Here is a 16,114-nt window from a genome sequence, read left to right as displayed (position 1 = left end):
TGCGACGGTTAGACGAGGCCAAGGCCACGGGATAATTCCTGAGCGCTCTTCAGCATTGCTTTTCTTTGCATAGCGAGCTTCCAGCGCCGCCCACCCAGCTGCCGCCACAGATAAGCAGAGCGTATACCCGCCAATAAAAGGCTGCGCACGATATCGGCGTTCTGGCCGTTCTCGAGATGTTGAGCGCTGCCCATAACCTTGATGCGCTGGGGCAATTTGCTGAAGGTATCCTGATAGACGCCGGAGACACTGTGACAGATGTCGCCGACATGACCAGCAAAATGCTCGGCTCGAAAACTTGCATGTTCCAATCGAGAACGCACGACTTCCCGGAGTTGCTCATCGGCTGCAAAGCGGCGTTCTAAATGGAGGACGTTGAAAAAGTAACGTACGGCATCACGCTGTTCGGCTTCCCGTTGATTTGCCAATAGCGCACAGAGGTTTTGCAGCCCGAGTCTGACGCCGGGTAAACCCTTGAATACATCCTCGGCATGCTCAAGATCAAAAACAAAGAGGCTGTTGACTGAGCTCTCGAGGAACTCCAGGGGATAACTGCCCGTTTTGGAAATTTGATCCACCATACGGGCAGCCTGAGCGACTCCCGCAAGCGCTATAGTCTGTTCTCGCAGCGCGCTCATGCAGCAAGCGCCAGAGTGGCCGTCGTTGCGGTGATAACACCACCGCCAAGGCACTGCATGTCGTCGTACAGCACCACAGACTGTCCGGGGGTTATGGCGCGCTGAGGCTCTGCGAAGAAAATTTTGTACCCACCGTTTTCCCAAACCACAGTGCAATCTTGATCAGCCTGGCGATAACGCACCTTAGCCTTGCACTGCAGAGGTAGCCCGGGCGTCAGCCCGTTGATCCAAAACAAGTCGCCAGCCCACAGCTCGCTGGAAAACAACGCAGCGTTGTCATTACCCTGGACGACGAGCAGTACGTTGTTGCTCAGGTCTTTGCCGGCGACATACCAGGGTGCTTCGTTGTGCTTGGCCAAACCACCAATGCCCAGTCCCTGACGTTGGCCAATCGTGTGATACATCAAACCGCTGTGCTCTCCGATGGTATCCCCGTCGAGGGTTTTGATAGCTCCGGGCTGTGCCGGAAGATACTGTTGAAGGAAGTCCTTGAACCGTCGCTCACCGATAAAGCAAATGCCCGTGGAATCCTTTTTGTCGTGGGTGCGTAAGTCCGCTGAGGCTGCCCGAGCACGGACTTCCGTTTTTTCTATTTCTCCCAGAGGAAACAGCGTTTTGGAAAGCTCGGCGTGTCCCACTGCGTGCAGGAAGTAGGATTGGTCTTTGTTGTTGTCTAAGCCTTTAAGCAGAGCGGGGCGATCGTCGACGATGCCCCGCCGAGCATAGTGTCCGGTGGCAATACGGTCTGCGCCTAGTTCCAGTGCATAATCGAGGAAAGCGCGAAATTTAATCTCGCGATTGCAAAGAATGTCAGGGTTGGGTGTTCGACCTGCGCGATACTCTGCAAGGAAATGTTCGAATACATTGTCCCAGTACTCAGCCGCAAAGTTGGCGGCGTGAAGCGTAATGCCCAGCTTATCTGCGACGGCTTGCGCGTCGGCGTAATCGGTCTTCGCGGTGCAATACTCCGTACCGTCGTCTTCATCCCAGTTCTTCATGAACAGGCCTTCGACGTGATAGCCCTGTTCGAGAAGCATGAGTGCGGCTACGGAGGAGTCTACGCCTCCCGACATGCCAACAATGACTTTTTCCGATGCTGCCATGAGCTGTGAGTATGATCCGGATAGCTGTTTTCAAGGCGCAGCATTCTAGCAGACCTCAGCCCTGACGTTTACGTTGTCAGCGCTTACGGCGGCGCCCCCTTGGTGGCTTCGATGAGCCTGCATTGGGTAAGTTCACCCTCAGGCTTCGATACTGTCCTGGAGAGAGTGAGTCGAGGCTCCAGTCGCCAATGTGCGTGCGGATGAGGCGTAACACGGGATATCCCACATGGGCGCACATCCGCCTAACTTGACGGTTGCGGCCTTCCTGAATCGAGATCTCGATCCAGCTGGTCGGCAGGCTTTTTCGTTCTCGTATCGGGGGGGTTCGATCCCAGAAGTTTGGTTCCTTTAGGGCTTTCAAGCGCGCAGGCCGAGTAAGCCCATCTTTCAGCTTGACGCCCTCGCGAAGAGCCTCGACGGCATCGTGGCTAACTTCGCCTTCAAGTTGTACACAGTAGGTCTTCCATAACTTGAACTTTGGGTGCGCGATGCGCTGCTGCAACACTCCATCGTCGCATAGGAGGAGTAGGCCTTCGGAGTCATAATCGAGGCGTCCTGCGGGGTAAAAGCCGCGTTTGTCGATATAGTTCGCAAGGGTCGCGCGCCCCGACGTATCAGTAAACTGACTAAGGACCTTGAAGGGCTTATTGAAAAGAATTAGCTCTGCCATTAGCGGAATTTCGGTGAAAACGCCGCCATAGCGGGCGCTATTCTGGTAAGATGATCGGCGATTTTTAGGGGCCTCGTCCGTCCAAAAGGCAGACAGTGTTCAGGGCTATACCCAAGACAAGGCATCGGCGATTGCGCAGAAGGTCGCGAAGAGCCAGAGAGCTCCCTATTGATCGTAGCTGTGCATTTACTGGAGTTGCTTTGGATGAGTAGAGCTCCCGTGAGGTAAGCAGCGTTTACAAAACGCAAATTTGATGTCGGAACGCTCTTCAAAAGACTGTGTGTTCTGAGTTCCTAACAACAGTAAAAAAACCAAGCCTGGAGTAGATCAATGGGTTATAAGCATATCAATGTGCCAGAAAGCGGCTCGCGTATCACGGTTAATGAAGACAACAGCCTCAATGTGCCGGAAAATCCGATTATTCCGTACATTGAAGGAGATGGTATCGGTGTAGATATCAGCCCCGTGATGATTGACGTCGTCGACGCAGCTGTTGAGAAAGCTTACGGCGGCAGCAAGAAGATCTCCTGGATGGAAATTTACACCGGTGAGAAAGCGGCTGAGCTCTACGAAGGTGATTGGTTCCCCGAGGAAACTCTCGAAGCAATTAAAGAATACTCCGTGGGCATCAAAGGCCCATTAACTACGCCTGTGGGAGGAGGGTTTCGCTCTCTGAACGTAGCGCTGCGTCAGGAACTGGATCTTTACACCTGTCTTCGCCCCGTGCGCTGGTTCGAAGGCGTTCCTTCACCTGTTAAGAGCCCCGGCGATTGCAATATGGTGATCTTCCGAGAGAACTCCGAAGATATCTACGCAGGAATCGAGTACGAAGCAGGCACCGACGAAGCCCAAAAAGTGGTCGACTTCATCATCAACGAGATGGGCGCCACTAAAATTCGCTTTCCCACGAATGTCGGTATTGGCATCAAGCCTGTGTCCGAAGAGGGCACAAAGCGCTTGGTACGCAAAGCTATTCAGTACGCCATCGACCAGGATCTCCCATCGGTAACCCTGGTGCACAAAGGCAACATCATGAAGTTTACCGAAGGGGCCTTCCGGGACTGGGGCTATGAGCTCGCTCAGGAAGAGTTCGGCGGCGAACTCCTCGATGGCGGTCCGTGGGTGTCTTTGAAGAACCCCAACACGGGCAAAGACATCATCGTTAAGGATGTTATCGCTGACGCTATGCTGCAGCAAATTCTCACGCGACCTAAGGATTACTCTGTTGTTGCGACGCTAAACTTGAACGGTGACTATTTGTCAGACGCTCTGGCTGCACAGGTTGGCGGTATTGGTATTGCTCCGGGTGCGAATCTCTCAGACAAGATTGCGCTGTTTGAAGCGACACATGGAACAGCACCCAAGTACGCAGGTCAGGACAAGGTGAACCCGGGTTCATTGATTCTCTCTGCCGAAATGATGCTCCGTCACATGGGTTGGAACGAAGCGGCTGATCGCATCATCGATGGCATGAACGGTGCGATCCAGAACGGTACAGTGACCTATGACTTCGAGCGACTGATGGAAGGTGCAACGTTGGTGAGCTGTTCCGGTTTTGGTGAGAAAATTATCGCTTCTATGTGAAGTAAACGACGGTAATAATCGCTCCTCATTGGCTTTCAAGGGCAGATGAGTGAGTGTTTGATAGGCGTTTGAGCCTGTCATGATAGACCCGCCCGGGCTACCGCGGCGGGTTTTTTTATGAGGCCTCGCGCTCGATTTCAAAAGCCTTATAATCAATACAATGCAAAGCCAATATCGTCTAGAAAAGCATCTCCCAGCCCCTCGGAATCACGACTGTGATCCGCTGCAAGCGCCGTTTGGAGTTCATCCTAACGCCAGCGTTGAGTGCTATCGTGAAACTGCGTCGGCGGGCAATCCTATCGGTGGAAGTTCGTCGCTTTGGTGGATGTCGTCGAACAATGATCAGGAAGACCACGGCGATGACGGTGGGCTTGCACTTCAGGAAGCCAAGCCCAAGCTTAAGCGGCCCCCGCTTTATAAAGTGGTGCTGCTGAACGACGACTACACCCCCATGGAGTTTGTCGTCGAGATTCTGGAAGTATTCTTCAAAATGAACCGAGAACAGGCTACGCAGGTTATGCTCACCGTTCATACCCACGGCAAGGGCGTTTGCGGGATTTATACGAAAGACATCGCTGAAACAAAATCGGCACAGGTTAATCAGTATGCGCGGGACCATCAGCATCCATTGCTGTGTGAGATCGAAGCATCCGAGGACTAGCTCATCGAAGGAGATAGTACATGCTAAGTAAGGAACTTGAGCAGACGCTGAACGACGCTTTCCGCGCAGCTCGCTCGCGCAGACACGAATTTATGACCGTGGAGCATCTGTTACTCGCATTACTGGATAACAACGATGCCATTCGTGTGCTCAAAGCATGCGGCGCGGAGCTGAGTGCTCTCAGAGGCGATTTGGTCGAGTTTATCGATTCGACCACGCCTTTGATTCCCGAGGACGAGCAGGAGCGAGAGACTCAGCCGACCTTGGGCTTTCAGCGTGTTCTTCAGCGAGCCGTGTTTCATGTCCAAAGCTCTGGACGCAGCGAGGTTACGGGAGCGAATGTCCTGGTAGCGATTTTCTCTGAGCAAGAGTCTCAAGCTGTTTACTTCCTTAAAACCCAAAGCGTGTCGCGACTTGATGTGGTGAATTACATCACTCACGGCATTTCCAAGGTCGACGAAGGCGACGAGCACAACGGCAGTGAGCCCGAAGCCGAACGCGCTGAAGGCGCAAGCGAAGAAGGCGAGAGCAATCCCTTGGACAGCTTTGCCACGAACCTCAACGAGGAAGCTCGCGAAGGCCGGATCGACCCCCTCATTGGCCGATCTTCAGAAGTAGAGCGCGTGATTCAAGTGTTGGCGCGGCGACGCAAAAACAATCCTTTGCTGGTGGGTGAGTCCGGCGTGGGCAAAACCGCAATCGCCGAAGGCCTGGCCAAGCTCATTGAAGATGGTGAGGTGCCGGAGATGCTCAAAGGGGCCGAGGTGTATTCCCTCGACCTTGGGTCCCTTCTGGCCGGAACAAAATACCGCGGTGACTTCGAGAAGCGCTTTAAAGGACTCCTCGCAGAGCTCAAGCGACGGGAAGGCGCCGTGCTGTTCATTGACGAGATTCACACGATTATTGGCGCGGGGGCCGCAAGCGGTGGCGTCATGGACGCGAGTAATCTCCTAAAGCCATTGTTGACCTCTGGCAGGCTGCGTTGCATCGGCTCTACAACCTTTCAGGAATACCGTGGCATTTTTGACAAGGACAAGGCACTCAGCCGGCGCTTTCAGAAGATCGACGTCATGGAACCTAGCGCTGACGATGCCTACAAGATCCTTAAGGGCCTAAAGTCGCGATTCGAAGAGCATCACGGGCTGCGCTACACCGATCAGGCACTGCGGGTAGCGACTGATCTATCGGCGCGTTATATCACCGACCGTTTTCTCCCAGATAAGGCTATCGATGTAATTGACGAAGCTGGCGCCTATCAGCAGCTCCAGTCTCCATCAAAGCGCAAGAAGGTGATCGGCAAGCATGATGTCGAAGCCGTGGTGGCGAAGATTGCGCGGATTCCACCAAAGTCGGTGAATCGTAATGACAAAGATGTACTCCTCAAGCTCGAGAGCAATCTCAAGATGGTGGTATTCGGTCAGGACGACGCGGTAAGCAGCCTTTCAACCTCTATCAAAATGGCTCGAGCTGGCTTGCGGGGCGGTGACAAGCCTATTGGCTCCTTCCTCCTGGCTGGTCCTACCGGTGTCGGAAAGACCGAGGTTACACGGCAGTTGGCCAAGATTTTGGGCCTGGAGCTTATTCGCTTTGATATGTCCGAATACATGGAGCGCCACACGGTGTCTCGCCTGATCGGTGCGCCTCCGGGCTACGTGGGCTTTGACCAAGGCGGTTTGCTGACTGACGCAGCGACAAAGCATCCTCACGCGGTGGTGTTGTTGGACGAGATTGAAAAGGCTCACCCCGAGGTGTTTAACCTACTGTTACAGGTAATGGATCACGGCACTCTGACCGACAATAATGGGCGCAAGGCAGACTTCAGAAACATCATTCTTGTGATGACCACCAATGCGGGAGCAGAGACAATCAGCCGGCGCTCGATTGGCTTTACCGCGCAGGATCATAGTACTGATGGAATGGAAGCGATCAGTCGTATGTTCACTCCAGAGTTTCGTAACCGTTTGGATAGTATCGTGCAGTTTCAGCCCTTGGGTGAGGATGTCATCCTTACTGTGGTGGACAAATTTCTTGCGGAACTGCAAGGGCAGCTGGATGAGAAACGCATCACCCTGGATGTGGATGAGGATGCTCGTTTATGGCTTGTTGAGAAAGGTTACGACCAGCATATGGGGGCTAGACCCATGGATCGTGTGATTCAGGATCACATCAAAAAGCCCCTCGCCGAGATGGTGTTGTTTGGCGCACTAGCGAACACCGGCGGAACTGCTCTAGTGCGGCTTAACGCCGCAGGGGATGGTCTTGAGGTAAGCGTACCTGAGCCTGAGGACTCGCCGGCCGACGAGCTGGCTGTCAGCTAGGCTGGAAGTCGCCTGGAAGGTGCCTGGAAGTTGCGTAGTCGGTGCCGGCAAGCAGGGGGGGCGCCGGCGTATTGCATCTTAGGCGATCGCTTAGCGCTGATTAGCGCTCGCGATAGGTAATGCGACCTTTGGTGAGGTCGTAAGGCGTTAGTTCAACACGCACCTTGTCACCGGTGAGAATACGAATGTAGTTCTTACGCATCTTTCCTGATATGTGGGCGGTAACCACGTGATCGTTTTCGAGCTTTACTCGAAACGTGGTGTTGGGAAGGGTGTCAACGACTTCACCTTCCATCTCAATCTGGTCTTCTTTAGCCATTCATTTGCTACTACAGTAAAAAATCAGCGCGCATTCTGCCCGAAAAGCCCTCGGAGAGCCACAGCAAAAGCGTGTGAAAACTGGGGGTTATGACTGCAGATGGCGCAATCGCTTCGATGATGCCCGCGGGTCATGCCTAGAACGTCTCGATAAGACCCTCAGTAGAGCGCTGCCACTGGTTGTTGATGAGTGTTTCCAGAGGTTGATAATCGGACTTGTAGGACATCTTGTCGCAGTTGCGTATCCAATAACCCAAATAAACGTACGGTAGGCCCAAGGACTTGCTGCGCTCTATCTGCCACAAGACAGCGTGGCGACCGAGGCTACGAGCATCTTCCTTCGGGTCGAAAAAAGTGTAGATCGCAGACAAACCGTCGAGCATTACGTCGACAACCGCCACTGCCACTAATCGTCCGTCGTCACGAAACTCACAATACTCGGTACAGTCCCAGGGATTGTTAAGAAACGATTCGAATTGATCCCGATCGGGAGGGTACATATCCCCATCAGCGTGTCTTGCGCGAATGTATCGATCGTATAAATCGTAGCTCTCATCATCTGAGGCAGAACTACGAATAGATACTTCCAGATCCGCGTTGCGTTTCAGGCAGCGGCGCTGGCTACGGTTTGCTTTGAAATCGTTGACATGTACCCGAGCCGGTATACAGGCGTTGCAGTGACTGCAGTGAGGGCGATAGATATGGTTTCCGCTTCGACGAAAACCCAACATCGAAAGGTTGCTGTAGAGCGTTTGATCAACGGTCTGCCGTGGATCTATGAACAGTGTTGTCGCTTCTTCCTCTTCGAGATAGCTGCAGCGGTGCGGATAGGTGGTATACACCTTTAGATCGCGTAATGACGACGTCATGCTGTTTCTCGAATTTTAGAACGTCGGCAATGCTTCAAATTAGCTCGCCTGTGCTCGCTGGGAGCGTCCAATTATCAGGGGATGTGTGCATAGCAATAGTGTGCTGAAGTCGATTCTCAAAGTCCACTCGGGAAACATTCCTTGCCCCAAGACTGTTCAGGTGTTCGCTCTCAATCTGGCAATCAACAAAGCCACCGCCGCTCCTCTTAAGGATGTGCACCAAAGCAACCAGAGCAATCTTTGAGGCGTCGGTCTCACGGGAAAACATGCTTTCGCCAAAGAACGCTCCACCAATAGAAACCCCGTACAAGCCACCGACGAGGTCTTCCTCACGCCACACTTCTACGGAGTGAGCATAACCCAGGTGCTGCAGGTCGCTGTAAGCGCTGATCATCGCCGTATCGATCCATGTTCCCTGTTGATCAAGGCGGGGGGCCGCGCAGGCCTTCATTACCTGGGAGAAGGCCTTGTCGACGCACAGCCTCAGTTCACTCCGTCGCAGCGTTTTACGCAAGGAACGGGAGACGTGAAGCTCGTCCGGGAGCAAAATTGAGCGTGGGTCTGGTGTCCACCAAAGCACCGGCTGGGGGGCCTCATACCAGGGGAAAATTCCGCGGCGATAGGCAGACAATAGTGTTTGGCTATCCAGCTGCCCCCCGGCGGCCAGTAGACCGTTAGGGTAGGCGAGGGCTTCGCTGCTTGGAGGGAAGTCTTCGCCGGGTGCCAGATGACTCAGCAGGGGCACGGTGTTTGGGGATGGGTAGAGAGAAGTGAGAGGAGCGGGGTATTTAGCCGGCCACCTCATCAAGATATTTCTCGGCATCCAGCGCAGCCATGCATCCGAACCCTGCCGATGTAACTGCTTGCCGATAGATATGATCGCCCACATCGCCCGCTGCAAAAACACCGGGAACGCTTGTGGCCGTGGCGTTCCCCTCGATGCCGCTGTGGACCTTGATGTATCCGCCATTCATGTCCAGCTGTCCCTCAAAGATGTCTGTGTTGGGCTTGTGCCCGATGGCGATGAACACACCGGCGAGTTCGACATCTTCACTGACACTGCCATCGGTGGGGGCGATGCGCATGCCCGTCACGCCACTGTCGTCTCCGAGAACTTCTTCCAGGGTGTGATTCCAACGAAACTCGACTTTGCCCTCGGCTTCACGGGCGAAGAGACGGTCCTGCAGGACTTTTTCCGCTCGCAGGCTATCGCGACGATGCACCAGAATGACCTTCTCAGCCAGATTGGACAAATACAGGGCTTCTTCCACTGCGGTATTCCCACCGCCGACTACGGCAACCCGCTTGTTGCGATAGAAAAACCCATCGCAGGTGGCGCAGGCGCTAACGCCTTTACCCAAAAACTTTTCTTCACTGGGCAGGCCAAGATACTGAGCAGAGGCGCCGGTAGAGATAATCAGCGCATCGCAGCTGTATTCTCCCGATCCCTTGAGTTTGATAGGGCGCGAGCTCAAGTCAACGGAATCAATGTGGTCAAAGACAACTGACGTTCCAAAACGCTCCACATGGGAGAGCATGTCCTGCATGAGCCCGGGGCCCTGAAGGTCATGGGCACCACCGGGCCAGTTTTCGACCTCCGTGGTGGTGGTCAATTGGCCGCCTTGCTGCATGCCGGTTATCACTACGGGATTGAGATTAGCGCGTGCCGCATAGACAGCGGCGGTGTAACCAGCAGGCCCGGAACCCAGTATGATCAGCTTATGATGTTGAACGTCAGACATTGTGTGGTGGTCTCATATAAAAAGGCGCCCATGGTAATAGATGGTCGCTCTGCGAGCAAAGATCAAATTAGTATCAGGAAATTACTTTAAGCTATTGAATAAAATAGAAAACATCGTGAAACTAAGCCCTCGTCATAGAGGTTATTGAGATGCCCCGGCAACCCACAGAGGCTCAGGATCCAGCGTCCCCGCGTTTGCGAGAGGGATTACTGATCGCTGTTGCTGCAATCTGCGCTTATGTGCTGGTGAGTCTGGTGAGTTATTCCCAGGCCGATCCTGGGTGGTCGGGCACCGGCTCCGGCGGTCAGGTGAGCAATCTTGGTGGCCCTACGGGCGCTTGGCTGGCGGATGTGTGTTTTTCCCTCGTGGGTTATCTGGCATACCTGTTTCCACTGATGCTCGCTTACCGTGCCGCGCTGCTGTTTGCCGAAAGGCAGCAGCCGAAGGCGTTTTCTGGCGCCGCTCTCAGTGTTAGAGCGCTGGGGCTGGCCTTGGTTATGGCTTCTGGGACTGCTTTGGCCGCGCTTAATGTGGGTGCCAGCGGCCCCTTGCCCCAGGGCGCGGGGGGAATCATAGGCTTGGCATTGGGATCCGCAATGGACACGGCCTTTAATGGCTTTGGAGCACGACTCATCCTGGTCGCGGTTTTCTTGTTTGGTATGACGATTTTCACCGACTTAAGCTGGTTAGGCCTGATGGACCGCTTAGGGGGCCTTGCGATCCACGGCGTCGGCACAGCGAAGTCCCGATTACTGAAGTTACGGGACGATGTTCAGGACCGCAGGGCACGAGAGAAGCAGTTGGAAGCGAGACGCCAGGTCATTGACCAGCACGTAGAGAAAGAGAAAAAACGTACGCCGCCAAAGATTAAGCCGCTAAAACCGCCACCGGAGAAGTCTGAAAGGGTCGAAAGGGAAAAACAGGTTCCGCTCTTTGATGCCCCCGTGACGGGAGAGGTCCCACCGCTCGAAATACTGGACGAGGCCGAGCGTAATTCCGGTGACGGATATTCCCCTGAAGCTCTTGAGAAGCTTTCTAAGCTGCTGGAGCTGAAGCTAGCAGACTTTGGGATCACCGCCGAGGTCACGGCTGTGTACCCTGGCCCGGTCATCACGCGCTTTGAGATTCAGCCGGCGGCTGGCGTTAAGGTCTCGCGAATATCCAATCTCGCAAAAGATCTCGCCCGATCCCTCGCCGTGATTTCTGTTCGCGTTGTCGAAGTGATCCCTGGAAAGAGCGTTGTCGGTATCGAGATACCCAACGAGCACCGTGAGATTGTTAACTTCCGGGAAGTGCTGTCGTCCCGAACCTTTGATCAGTCCAAGTCTGCATTAACCTTTGCACTGGGACACGACATCTCCGGCCAACCGGTGGTGGCTGACCTAGCCCGTATGCCGCATTTGCTGGTAGCCGGAACAACGGGATCAGGTAAGTCCGTTGGTGTTAATGCCATGCTTATTAGCCTGCTATACAAGTCTACGCCGGCGGATGTGCGCATGATTCTGGTCGATCCAAAAATGCTGGAACTGTCGGTGTACGATGGCATTCCCCATCTGTTAACACCCGTTATCACCGACATGAAGGATGCCGCCAATGGTCTTCGCTGGTGTGTTGCGGAGATGGAGCGTCGCTACAAACTTATGGCGTCTCTGGGCGTGCGTAACCTGGCCGGGTATAACCGTAAGATTCAGGATGCGGTAAAGGCGGGCACTCCCCTGGAAGATCCACTTTGGGTGCCGGATCAATTGTCGATGACACCCGTGGATGAGCAGACCGCGCCAGAGCTTGAGGCGCTACCCGCAATCGTTGTCGTGATCGACGAATTTGCGGACATGATGATGATTGTCGGCAAAAAGGTTGAACAGCTGATCGCGCGCATCGCACAAAAAGCGCGGGCCGCGGGTATCCACCTGGTACTCGCGACCCAGCGTCCCTCCGTGGACGTTATCACCGGCCTGATTAAGGCAAACATCCCTACGCGAATTGCCTTTCAGGTGAGTTCCAAAGTCGATTCTCGAACCATTCTGGATCAGGGCGGGGCAGAGCAGCTCCTCGGTCATGGAGATATGCTCTACATGCCGCCCGGCAGCAGCTTATCGACTCGGGTGCACGGAGCATTTGTGTCCGACGACGAGGTGCACCGTGTTGTTGCGGACTGGAAGCGTCGCGGCGAGCCTGCCTACATTGAGGGCTTGCTTGATGAGGGGAGCAGCACGGCTGTGACCCCTGGAGAGCTGCAGTCCGAGGCTTCCGAAGGTGATGATGAGAGCGATGCGCTTTATGACGAGGCAGTGCATTTTGTCACCAAGAGTCGACGCGCCTCTATATCCAGCGTTCAGCGGAAACTGCGCATAGGCTACAACCGAGCGGCTCGGCTCATTGAAGCGATGGAGGCCGCCGGCGTCGTCACAGAGATGGGTACCAATGGTCAACGAGAAGTGATCGCGCCGCCCCCCTTAGAGGATTGATCGTGTCAAAGTTTTTTACCACCCTAACAATGTTGGCGTTTTGCTTGCCCGTTGCACCCCTTCAGGCCGACGAGCAGGGCGAGCAAGAGGAAGTGTGGCGCTTACTGGCTTCCCAGTCGCAAGCCAGCGGTGAGTTTGTTCAAGAGTTGTCTGACGAAGAAGGAGAGCTGCTGGAACGCTCAAGGGGACGTTATGCGGTGCTTCGTCCAGGCTACTTTCGCTGGGAGATAAGTTCGCCAGATCAACAGTTGATCGTGGTGTCGGGATCCAAGCTTTGGCATTACGACAGGGACCTCGCTGCAGCCACGCGACGCGATACTTCCGAGAACAGAGAGTTCACGCCGTTAGAGCTTCTTGCAGGCGAAAGTGATGAACTTAAAGAGAAGTTCAACACACAGACTATAGGGCCATCACAGGTGCGCCTGATCCCTACCTTTCCTCAGGCGGGTTTTGCGTGGGTAGAGGTTACCTGGGAGAGAAATGCCGTAATCGCGATGGTGGTCGAAGACCGCAGTGGGCAGCTGATTAGCTTGGCGCTTACCCCGGACCTGGAGCCTGTGGAACTCACGGCAACGGACTTTGACTTCGTTCCGCCTGCGGGCGTTGATGTGTATGAGCCTTCTGACTACTAGAAGGTCTCTATGACCGACGATTTGTTTGGCGCGCCGGCGACGACTCAGCCGCTGGCGGCATCGCTGCGACCGTCCACCGCGATCGAAGTAGTCGGGCAAACCCATCTCCTTGCCAACGGAAAACCTCTGGCGCGTTGCCTCAACGGCGAAGCACTGCATTCGATGATCCTTTGGGGTCCTCCGGGCGTCGGAAAAACAACGCTCGCACAGCTACTTTGCGATGCCAGTGGCAGTCGCATGCTCAAGCTGTCTGCGGTTATGGACGGAGTGAAGGCCATTCGAGAAGCGGTGGCTGTGGGGGAGGCGGAGCGCGCCGGTGGCCGGCAGTGCGTGCTCTTCGTCGACGAGGTACATCGCTTTAACAAATCTCAACAGGATGCGTTTTTGCCCTTTGTCGAAAATGGCACACTAACGCTCATCGGGGCGACCACAGAAAACCCAGCCTTCGAACTCAACTCCGCATTATTGTCTCGAGCCAGAGTTTATCGACTTCACTCCCTAAGCACGGCCGAGCTCGCGTCGATCCTGCAAAGAGGTGAGTCCGAGGTTTCCCTAAGCTTGACTGACACACAGCGGGAACGGATCGCTCTGGCAGCGGATGGCGATGCGCGACGGGCCCTGAACCTATTGGAGCTCGCTGGCAGTCTCAGCGCTGATGACGGCAATTTGGATGAGACGAGTTTTGAAGAGGTCATGCGAGGATCGCCGCGTCGTTTCGATAAAAACGGCGACAACTTCTACGATCAGGTATCCGCCCTGCATAAGGCTGTAAGGGGAAGCTCTCCCGACGCCGCACTGTATTGGTACTGCCGGATGCTCGACGGGGGGTGCGATCCACTTTACCTCGCCCGTCGGGTGATTCGTATGGCCAGTGAAGATATCGGCAATGCCGATCCGCGGGCTCTGAGCCTCTCTCTGGATGCATGGCAAACTCTCGAGCGACTGGGTAGCCCTGAAGGCGAGCTGGCCCTTGCCCAGGCAATTACCTATTTAGCGTCTGTCCCAAAGAGTAATGCTGTTTACACGGCATTTAAGGCCGCTCAGCGCGCAGTGTCTGAAGGGGGCTCAGAAGAGGTCCCTATCCACCTGCGAAACGCGCCTACGTCCCTGGCCAAGTCTGAGGGGCACGGCGCTGACTATCGTTACGCACATGATGAGACCGACGCTTTTGCCGCGGGCGAGAGCTATTTCCCTGAATCCCTTCACGGCTCACGCTTTTATGAGCCTACGGATCGAGGTTTGGAGGCGCGGATTAAGGCTCGACTTCACGATCTTAGAATACGCGATCGCTTGGCGAGCCGCCGCCGGTATCCTTAAACCGACGGAACCTTGGCTTTCAGTGCTTAACGGAACCGTCTAAACGCTTTACAATCCGCGCTTTTCTGCGAGCGACGAAGATGCAGCATCTGGTTTTTATTGCACTCGGTGGCGCCTGTGGTGCGCTCGCTCGCTATGGGCTCTCAACCCATGCTCACAAGTTCTGGATCCATCCTTGGCCGATGGGTACGTTACTCATCAATTTTAGTGGTTCCTTATGTATCGGGATACTGTTTGTAATGCTCGAGCGCGCGGCGCTTCATCCGGACTGGCGCAGCGTTTTGATGGTGGGTTTTTTGGGGGCTTTCACAACCTTTTCGACTTTTTCCCTCGAAACGGTAGAGCTGTGGCTACAGGGGCAGCCAGCTATGGCTGCTGCGTATGCGGTAGCGAGTGTCGTCTGCTGCGTTAGCGCAGCGGCTCTGGGAATTTACTTCACGCGCAGCTTGCTTGGCTAAGCTGCTGATATAGGAACTAGGCAAGACAATGCTGGATATTAAAGAAGTCAGAAAACACCCGGAAGACGTCGCTTTGGCGTTAGCGAAGCGGGGTTTCAACTTTGACGCTGATGCCTTCGAAGCACTGGACGCTCGCCGGAAGACGGCCGATGTCTCCAGTCAGCAACTGCAGGCTGAACGAAAGAGCGCCAGCAAAAAAATAGGTCAATTGGTCGGCGGTGGTATGAGCGTCGATGAAGCAAAAGCCTCCGTGCAGGAAGCGCTAGAGGAAATCGCAGGACGCTTGGATCAGGCCGAATCCGAAGCACGCGCCGTGCAGGCAGAACTGGACGAGTTTTTGCTGGGTGTACCCAATCTCCCAGATGAGGATGTTCCGGCGGGCAGTGACGAAGACGACAACAGCGTCGTGGCTCACTGGGGAGACGTTCCAAGCTTTGACTTTGAGGTTAAGGACCACGTAGACCTGGGTGAGGCTCTCGGTGGCCTCGATAGCGAAATGGGTGGCAAGATCACGGGCTCACGCTTTACCGTCATTAGCGGGCCTCTGGCGCAGCTCCACAGAGCACTCATTCAATTCATGCTTGATCTGCACACGCGGGAGCACGGTTGCACTGAGCTCAATGTGCCCTACATAGTGAACAGTGACTCTCTGCGGGGAACCGGGAATTTGCCCAAATTTGCAGAGGATCTCTTTCGTCTTGAGGGCGATCAGGGCTATTACCTCATTCCCACTGCCGAAGTTCCGGTAACGAACATTGCTCGCGATCGTATTTTTGAAGACAGCGAATTGGGAGAGTCGGGCGTTCGCTTCGCCTGTCACAGCCCCTGTTTCCGCAGCGAAGCCGGCAGCTATGGCCGAGACACTCGCGGCATGATCCGCCAGCATCAGTTTGAAAAAGTGGAGCTTGTCTATCTGACGCGTCCCGAGCAATCGGCAGAGGCACTGGAGCAGCTGAGTTCTCAGGCGGAAGAAGTCCTTCGGCGCTTGGAACTACCTTATCGAAAGATGCTGCTATGCGGCGGTGATATGGGGTTCTCAGCGCGCAAGACCTACGACCTTGAGGTTTGGCTGCCGGGGCAGGGTAAGTATCGAGAGATCTCATCATGCAGCCTGTTTGGCGATTACCAGGCACGACGGATGCAGGCACGCTGGCGAAATCCGGAGACCGGCAAGCCGGAACTCCTCCACACGCTTAACGGCTCTGCACTGGCGGTAGGTCGGGCAATGGTCGCCGTTATGGAAAACTACCAGCGCGAAGATGGCAGCATTGCGATTCCTGAAGTGCTTCAGTCTTATATGGGTGGCCAAACCGAAATCGAGAGTTCCTAGCGCGGG

15 protein-coding genes are annotated in these 16,114 nt (G+C 54.8%); 8 read left to right on the top strand and 7 right to left on the bottom strand.

The annotated features are described in order from the left end of the window. Window positions 1–8: 8 nt before the first annotated feature. The 3 genes from hflD to R0137_RS11890 form a co-directional block, all read right to left on the bottom strand. On the bottom strand, window positions 9–638 hold the full coding sequence (gene hflD, locus R0137_RS11900; RefSeq protein ID WP_407326628.1) for a high frequency lysogenization protein HflD: 630 nt from the start codon (window positions 636–638) through the stop codon (window positions 9–11). Next, a complete protein-coding gene (mnmA, locus tag R0137_RS11895) occupies window positions 635–1,741 on the bottom strand; it encodes a tRNA 2-thiouridine(34) synthase MnmA (protein WP_407326627.1) in 1,107 nt (368 codons plus the stop codon). The genes hflD and mnmA overlap by 4 nt, the downstream gene beginning before the upstream one ends. 76 nt (window positions 1,742–1,817) lie before the next feature. Further along, the gene (locus R0137_RS11890; RefSeq protein WP_407326626.1) at window positions 1,818–2,411 is read right to left on the bottom strand and encodes a pseudouridine synthase; all 594 of its coding nucleotides are present in this window, start codon (window positions 2,409–2,411) and stop codon (window positions 1,818–1,820) included. 330 nt (window positions 2,412–2,741) lie between these two features. Here R0137_RS11890 and icd point away from each other — a divergent pair, with 330 nt between their 5' ends. The 3 genes from icd to clpA all read left to right on the top strand — a co-directional run bounded on the left by icd (window position 2,742) and on the right by clpA (window position 6,974). Beyond that, entirely contained in the window at window positions 2,742–3,995 is a 1,254-nt protein-coding gene (icd, locus tag R0137_RS11885) for an NADP-dependent isocitrate dehydrogenase (RefSeq protein ID WP_407326625.1), read from the top strand. A gap of 325 nt (window positions 3,996–4,320) precedes the next feature. Continuing rightward, complete coding sequence (gene clpS / locus R0137_RS11880; RefSeq protein WP_407330013.1) at window positions 4,321–4,656, top strand: ATP-dependent Clp protease adapter ClpS; 336 nt, start codon at window positions 4,321–4,323, stop codon at window positions 4,654–4,656. A gap of 20 nt (window positions 4,657–4,676) precedes the next feature. Beyond that, a complete protein-coding gene (clpA, locus tag R0137_RS11875; protein WP_407326624.1) occupies window positions 4,677–6,974 on the top strand; it encodes an ATP-dependent Clp protease ATP-binding subunit ClpA in 2,298 nt (765 codons plus the stop codon). 100 nt (window positions 6,975–7,074) lie between these two features. On the opposite strand, the gene infA is transcribed toward clpA, so the two are convergent. The 4 genes from infA to trxB form a co-directional block, all read right to left on the bottom strand. Next, entirely contained in the window at window positions 7,075–7,293 is a 219-nt protein-coding gene (infA, locus tag R0137_RS11870) for a translation initiation factor IF-1 (protein WP_008295635.1), read from the bottom strand. Window positions 7,294–7,429: 136 nt separating this feature from the next. Continuing rightward, window positions 7,430–8,161, bottom strand: coding sequence for an arginyltransferase (locus tag R0137_RS11865; RefSeq protein ID WP_407326623.1), 732 nt, complete (start codon window positions 8,159–8,161; stop codon window positions 7,430–7,432). A 34-nt stretch (window positions 8,162–8,195) separates the two neighbouring features. Further along, the gene (gene aat / locus R0137_RS11860) at window positions 8,196–8,966 is read right to left on the bottom strand and encodes a leucyl/phenylalanyl-tRNA--protein transferase (protein WP_407326622.1); all 771 of its coding nucleotides are present in this window, start codon (window positions 8,964–8,966) and stop codon (window positions 8,196–8,198) included. Further along, window positions 8,950–9,903 (bottom strand): thioredoxin-disulfide reductase, encoded by a 954-nt coding sequence (trxB, locus tag R0137_RS11855; protein ID WP_407326621.1) that lies wholly within the window; start codon window positions 9,901–9,903, stop codon window positions 8,950–8,952. Before trxB ends, aat begins: the two co-directional genes overlap by 17 nt. 149 nt (window positions 9,904–10,052) lie before the next feature. On the opposite strand from trxB, the gene R0137_RS11850 reads away from it, so the two are divergent. The 5 genes from R0137_RS11850 to serS all read left to right on the top strand — a co-directional run bounded on the left by R0137_RS11850 (window position 10,053) and on the right by serS (window position 16,108). Then, window positions 10,053–12,371, top strand: coding sequence for a DNA translocase FtsK (locus R0137_RS11850; RefSeq protein WP_407326620.1), 2,319 nt, complete (start codon window positions 10,053–10,055; stop codon window positions 12,369–12,371). Window positions 12,372–12,373: 2 nt separating this feature from the next. Beyond that, complete coding sequence (lolA, locus tag R0137_RS11845; RefSeq protein ID WP_407326619.1) at window positions 12,374–13,003, top strand: outer membrane lipoprotein chaperone LolA; 630 nt, start codon at window positions 12,374–12,376, stop codon at window positions 13,001–13,003. Window positions 13,004–13,012: 9 nt separating this feature from the next. After that, on the top strand, window positions 13,013–14,320 hold the full coding sequence (locus tag R0137_RS11840; RefSeq protein ID WP_407326618.1) for a replication-associated recombination protein A: 1,308 nt from the start codon (window positions 13,013–13,015) through the stop codon (window positions 14,318–14,320). A gap of 80 nt (window positions 14,321–14,400) precedes the next feature. Beyond that, window positions 14,401–14,778, top strand: coding sequence for a fluoride efflux transporter CrcB (gene crcB / locus R0137_RS11835; protein ID WP_407326617.1), 378 nt, complete (start codon window positions 14,401–14,403; stop codon window positions 14,776–14,778). A gap of 28 nt (window positions 14,779–14,806) precedes the next feature. Then, window positions 14,807–16,108, top strand: a complete 1,302-nt coding sequence (serS, locus tag R0137_RS11830) for a serine--tRNA ligase (protein WP_407326616.1) — start codon at window positions 14,807–14,809, stop codon at window positions 16,106–16,108. The last annotated feature ends 6 nt before the right edge of the window (window positions 16,109–16,114 follow it).

Origin of the sequence: Congregibacter brevis (assembly GCF_045689245.1) — a bacterium.
GTDB classification, from domain to species: domain Bacteria; phylum Pseudomonadota; class Gammaproteobacteria; order Pseudomonadales; family Halieaceae; genus Congregibacter; species Congregibacter brevis.
This window is presented reverse-complemented; position numbering and strand designations above follow the sequence as displayed.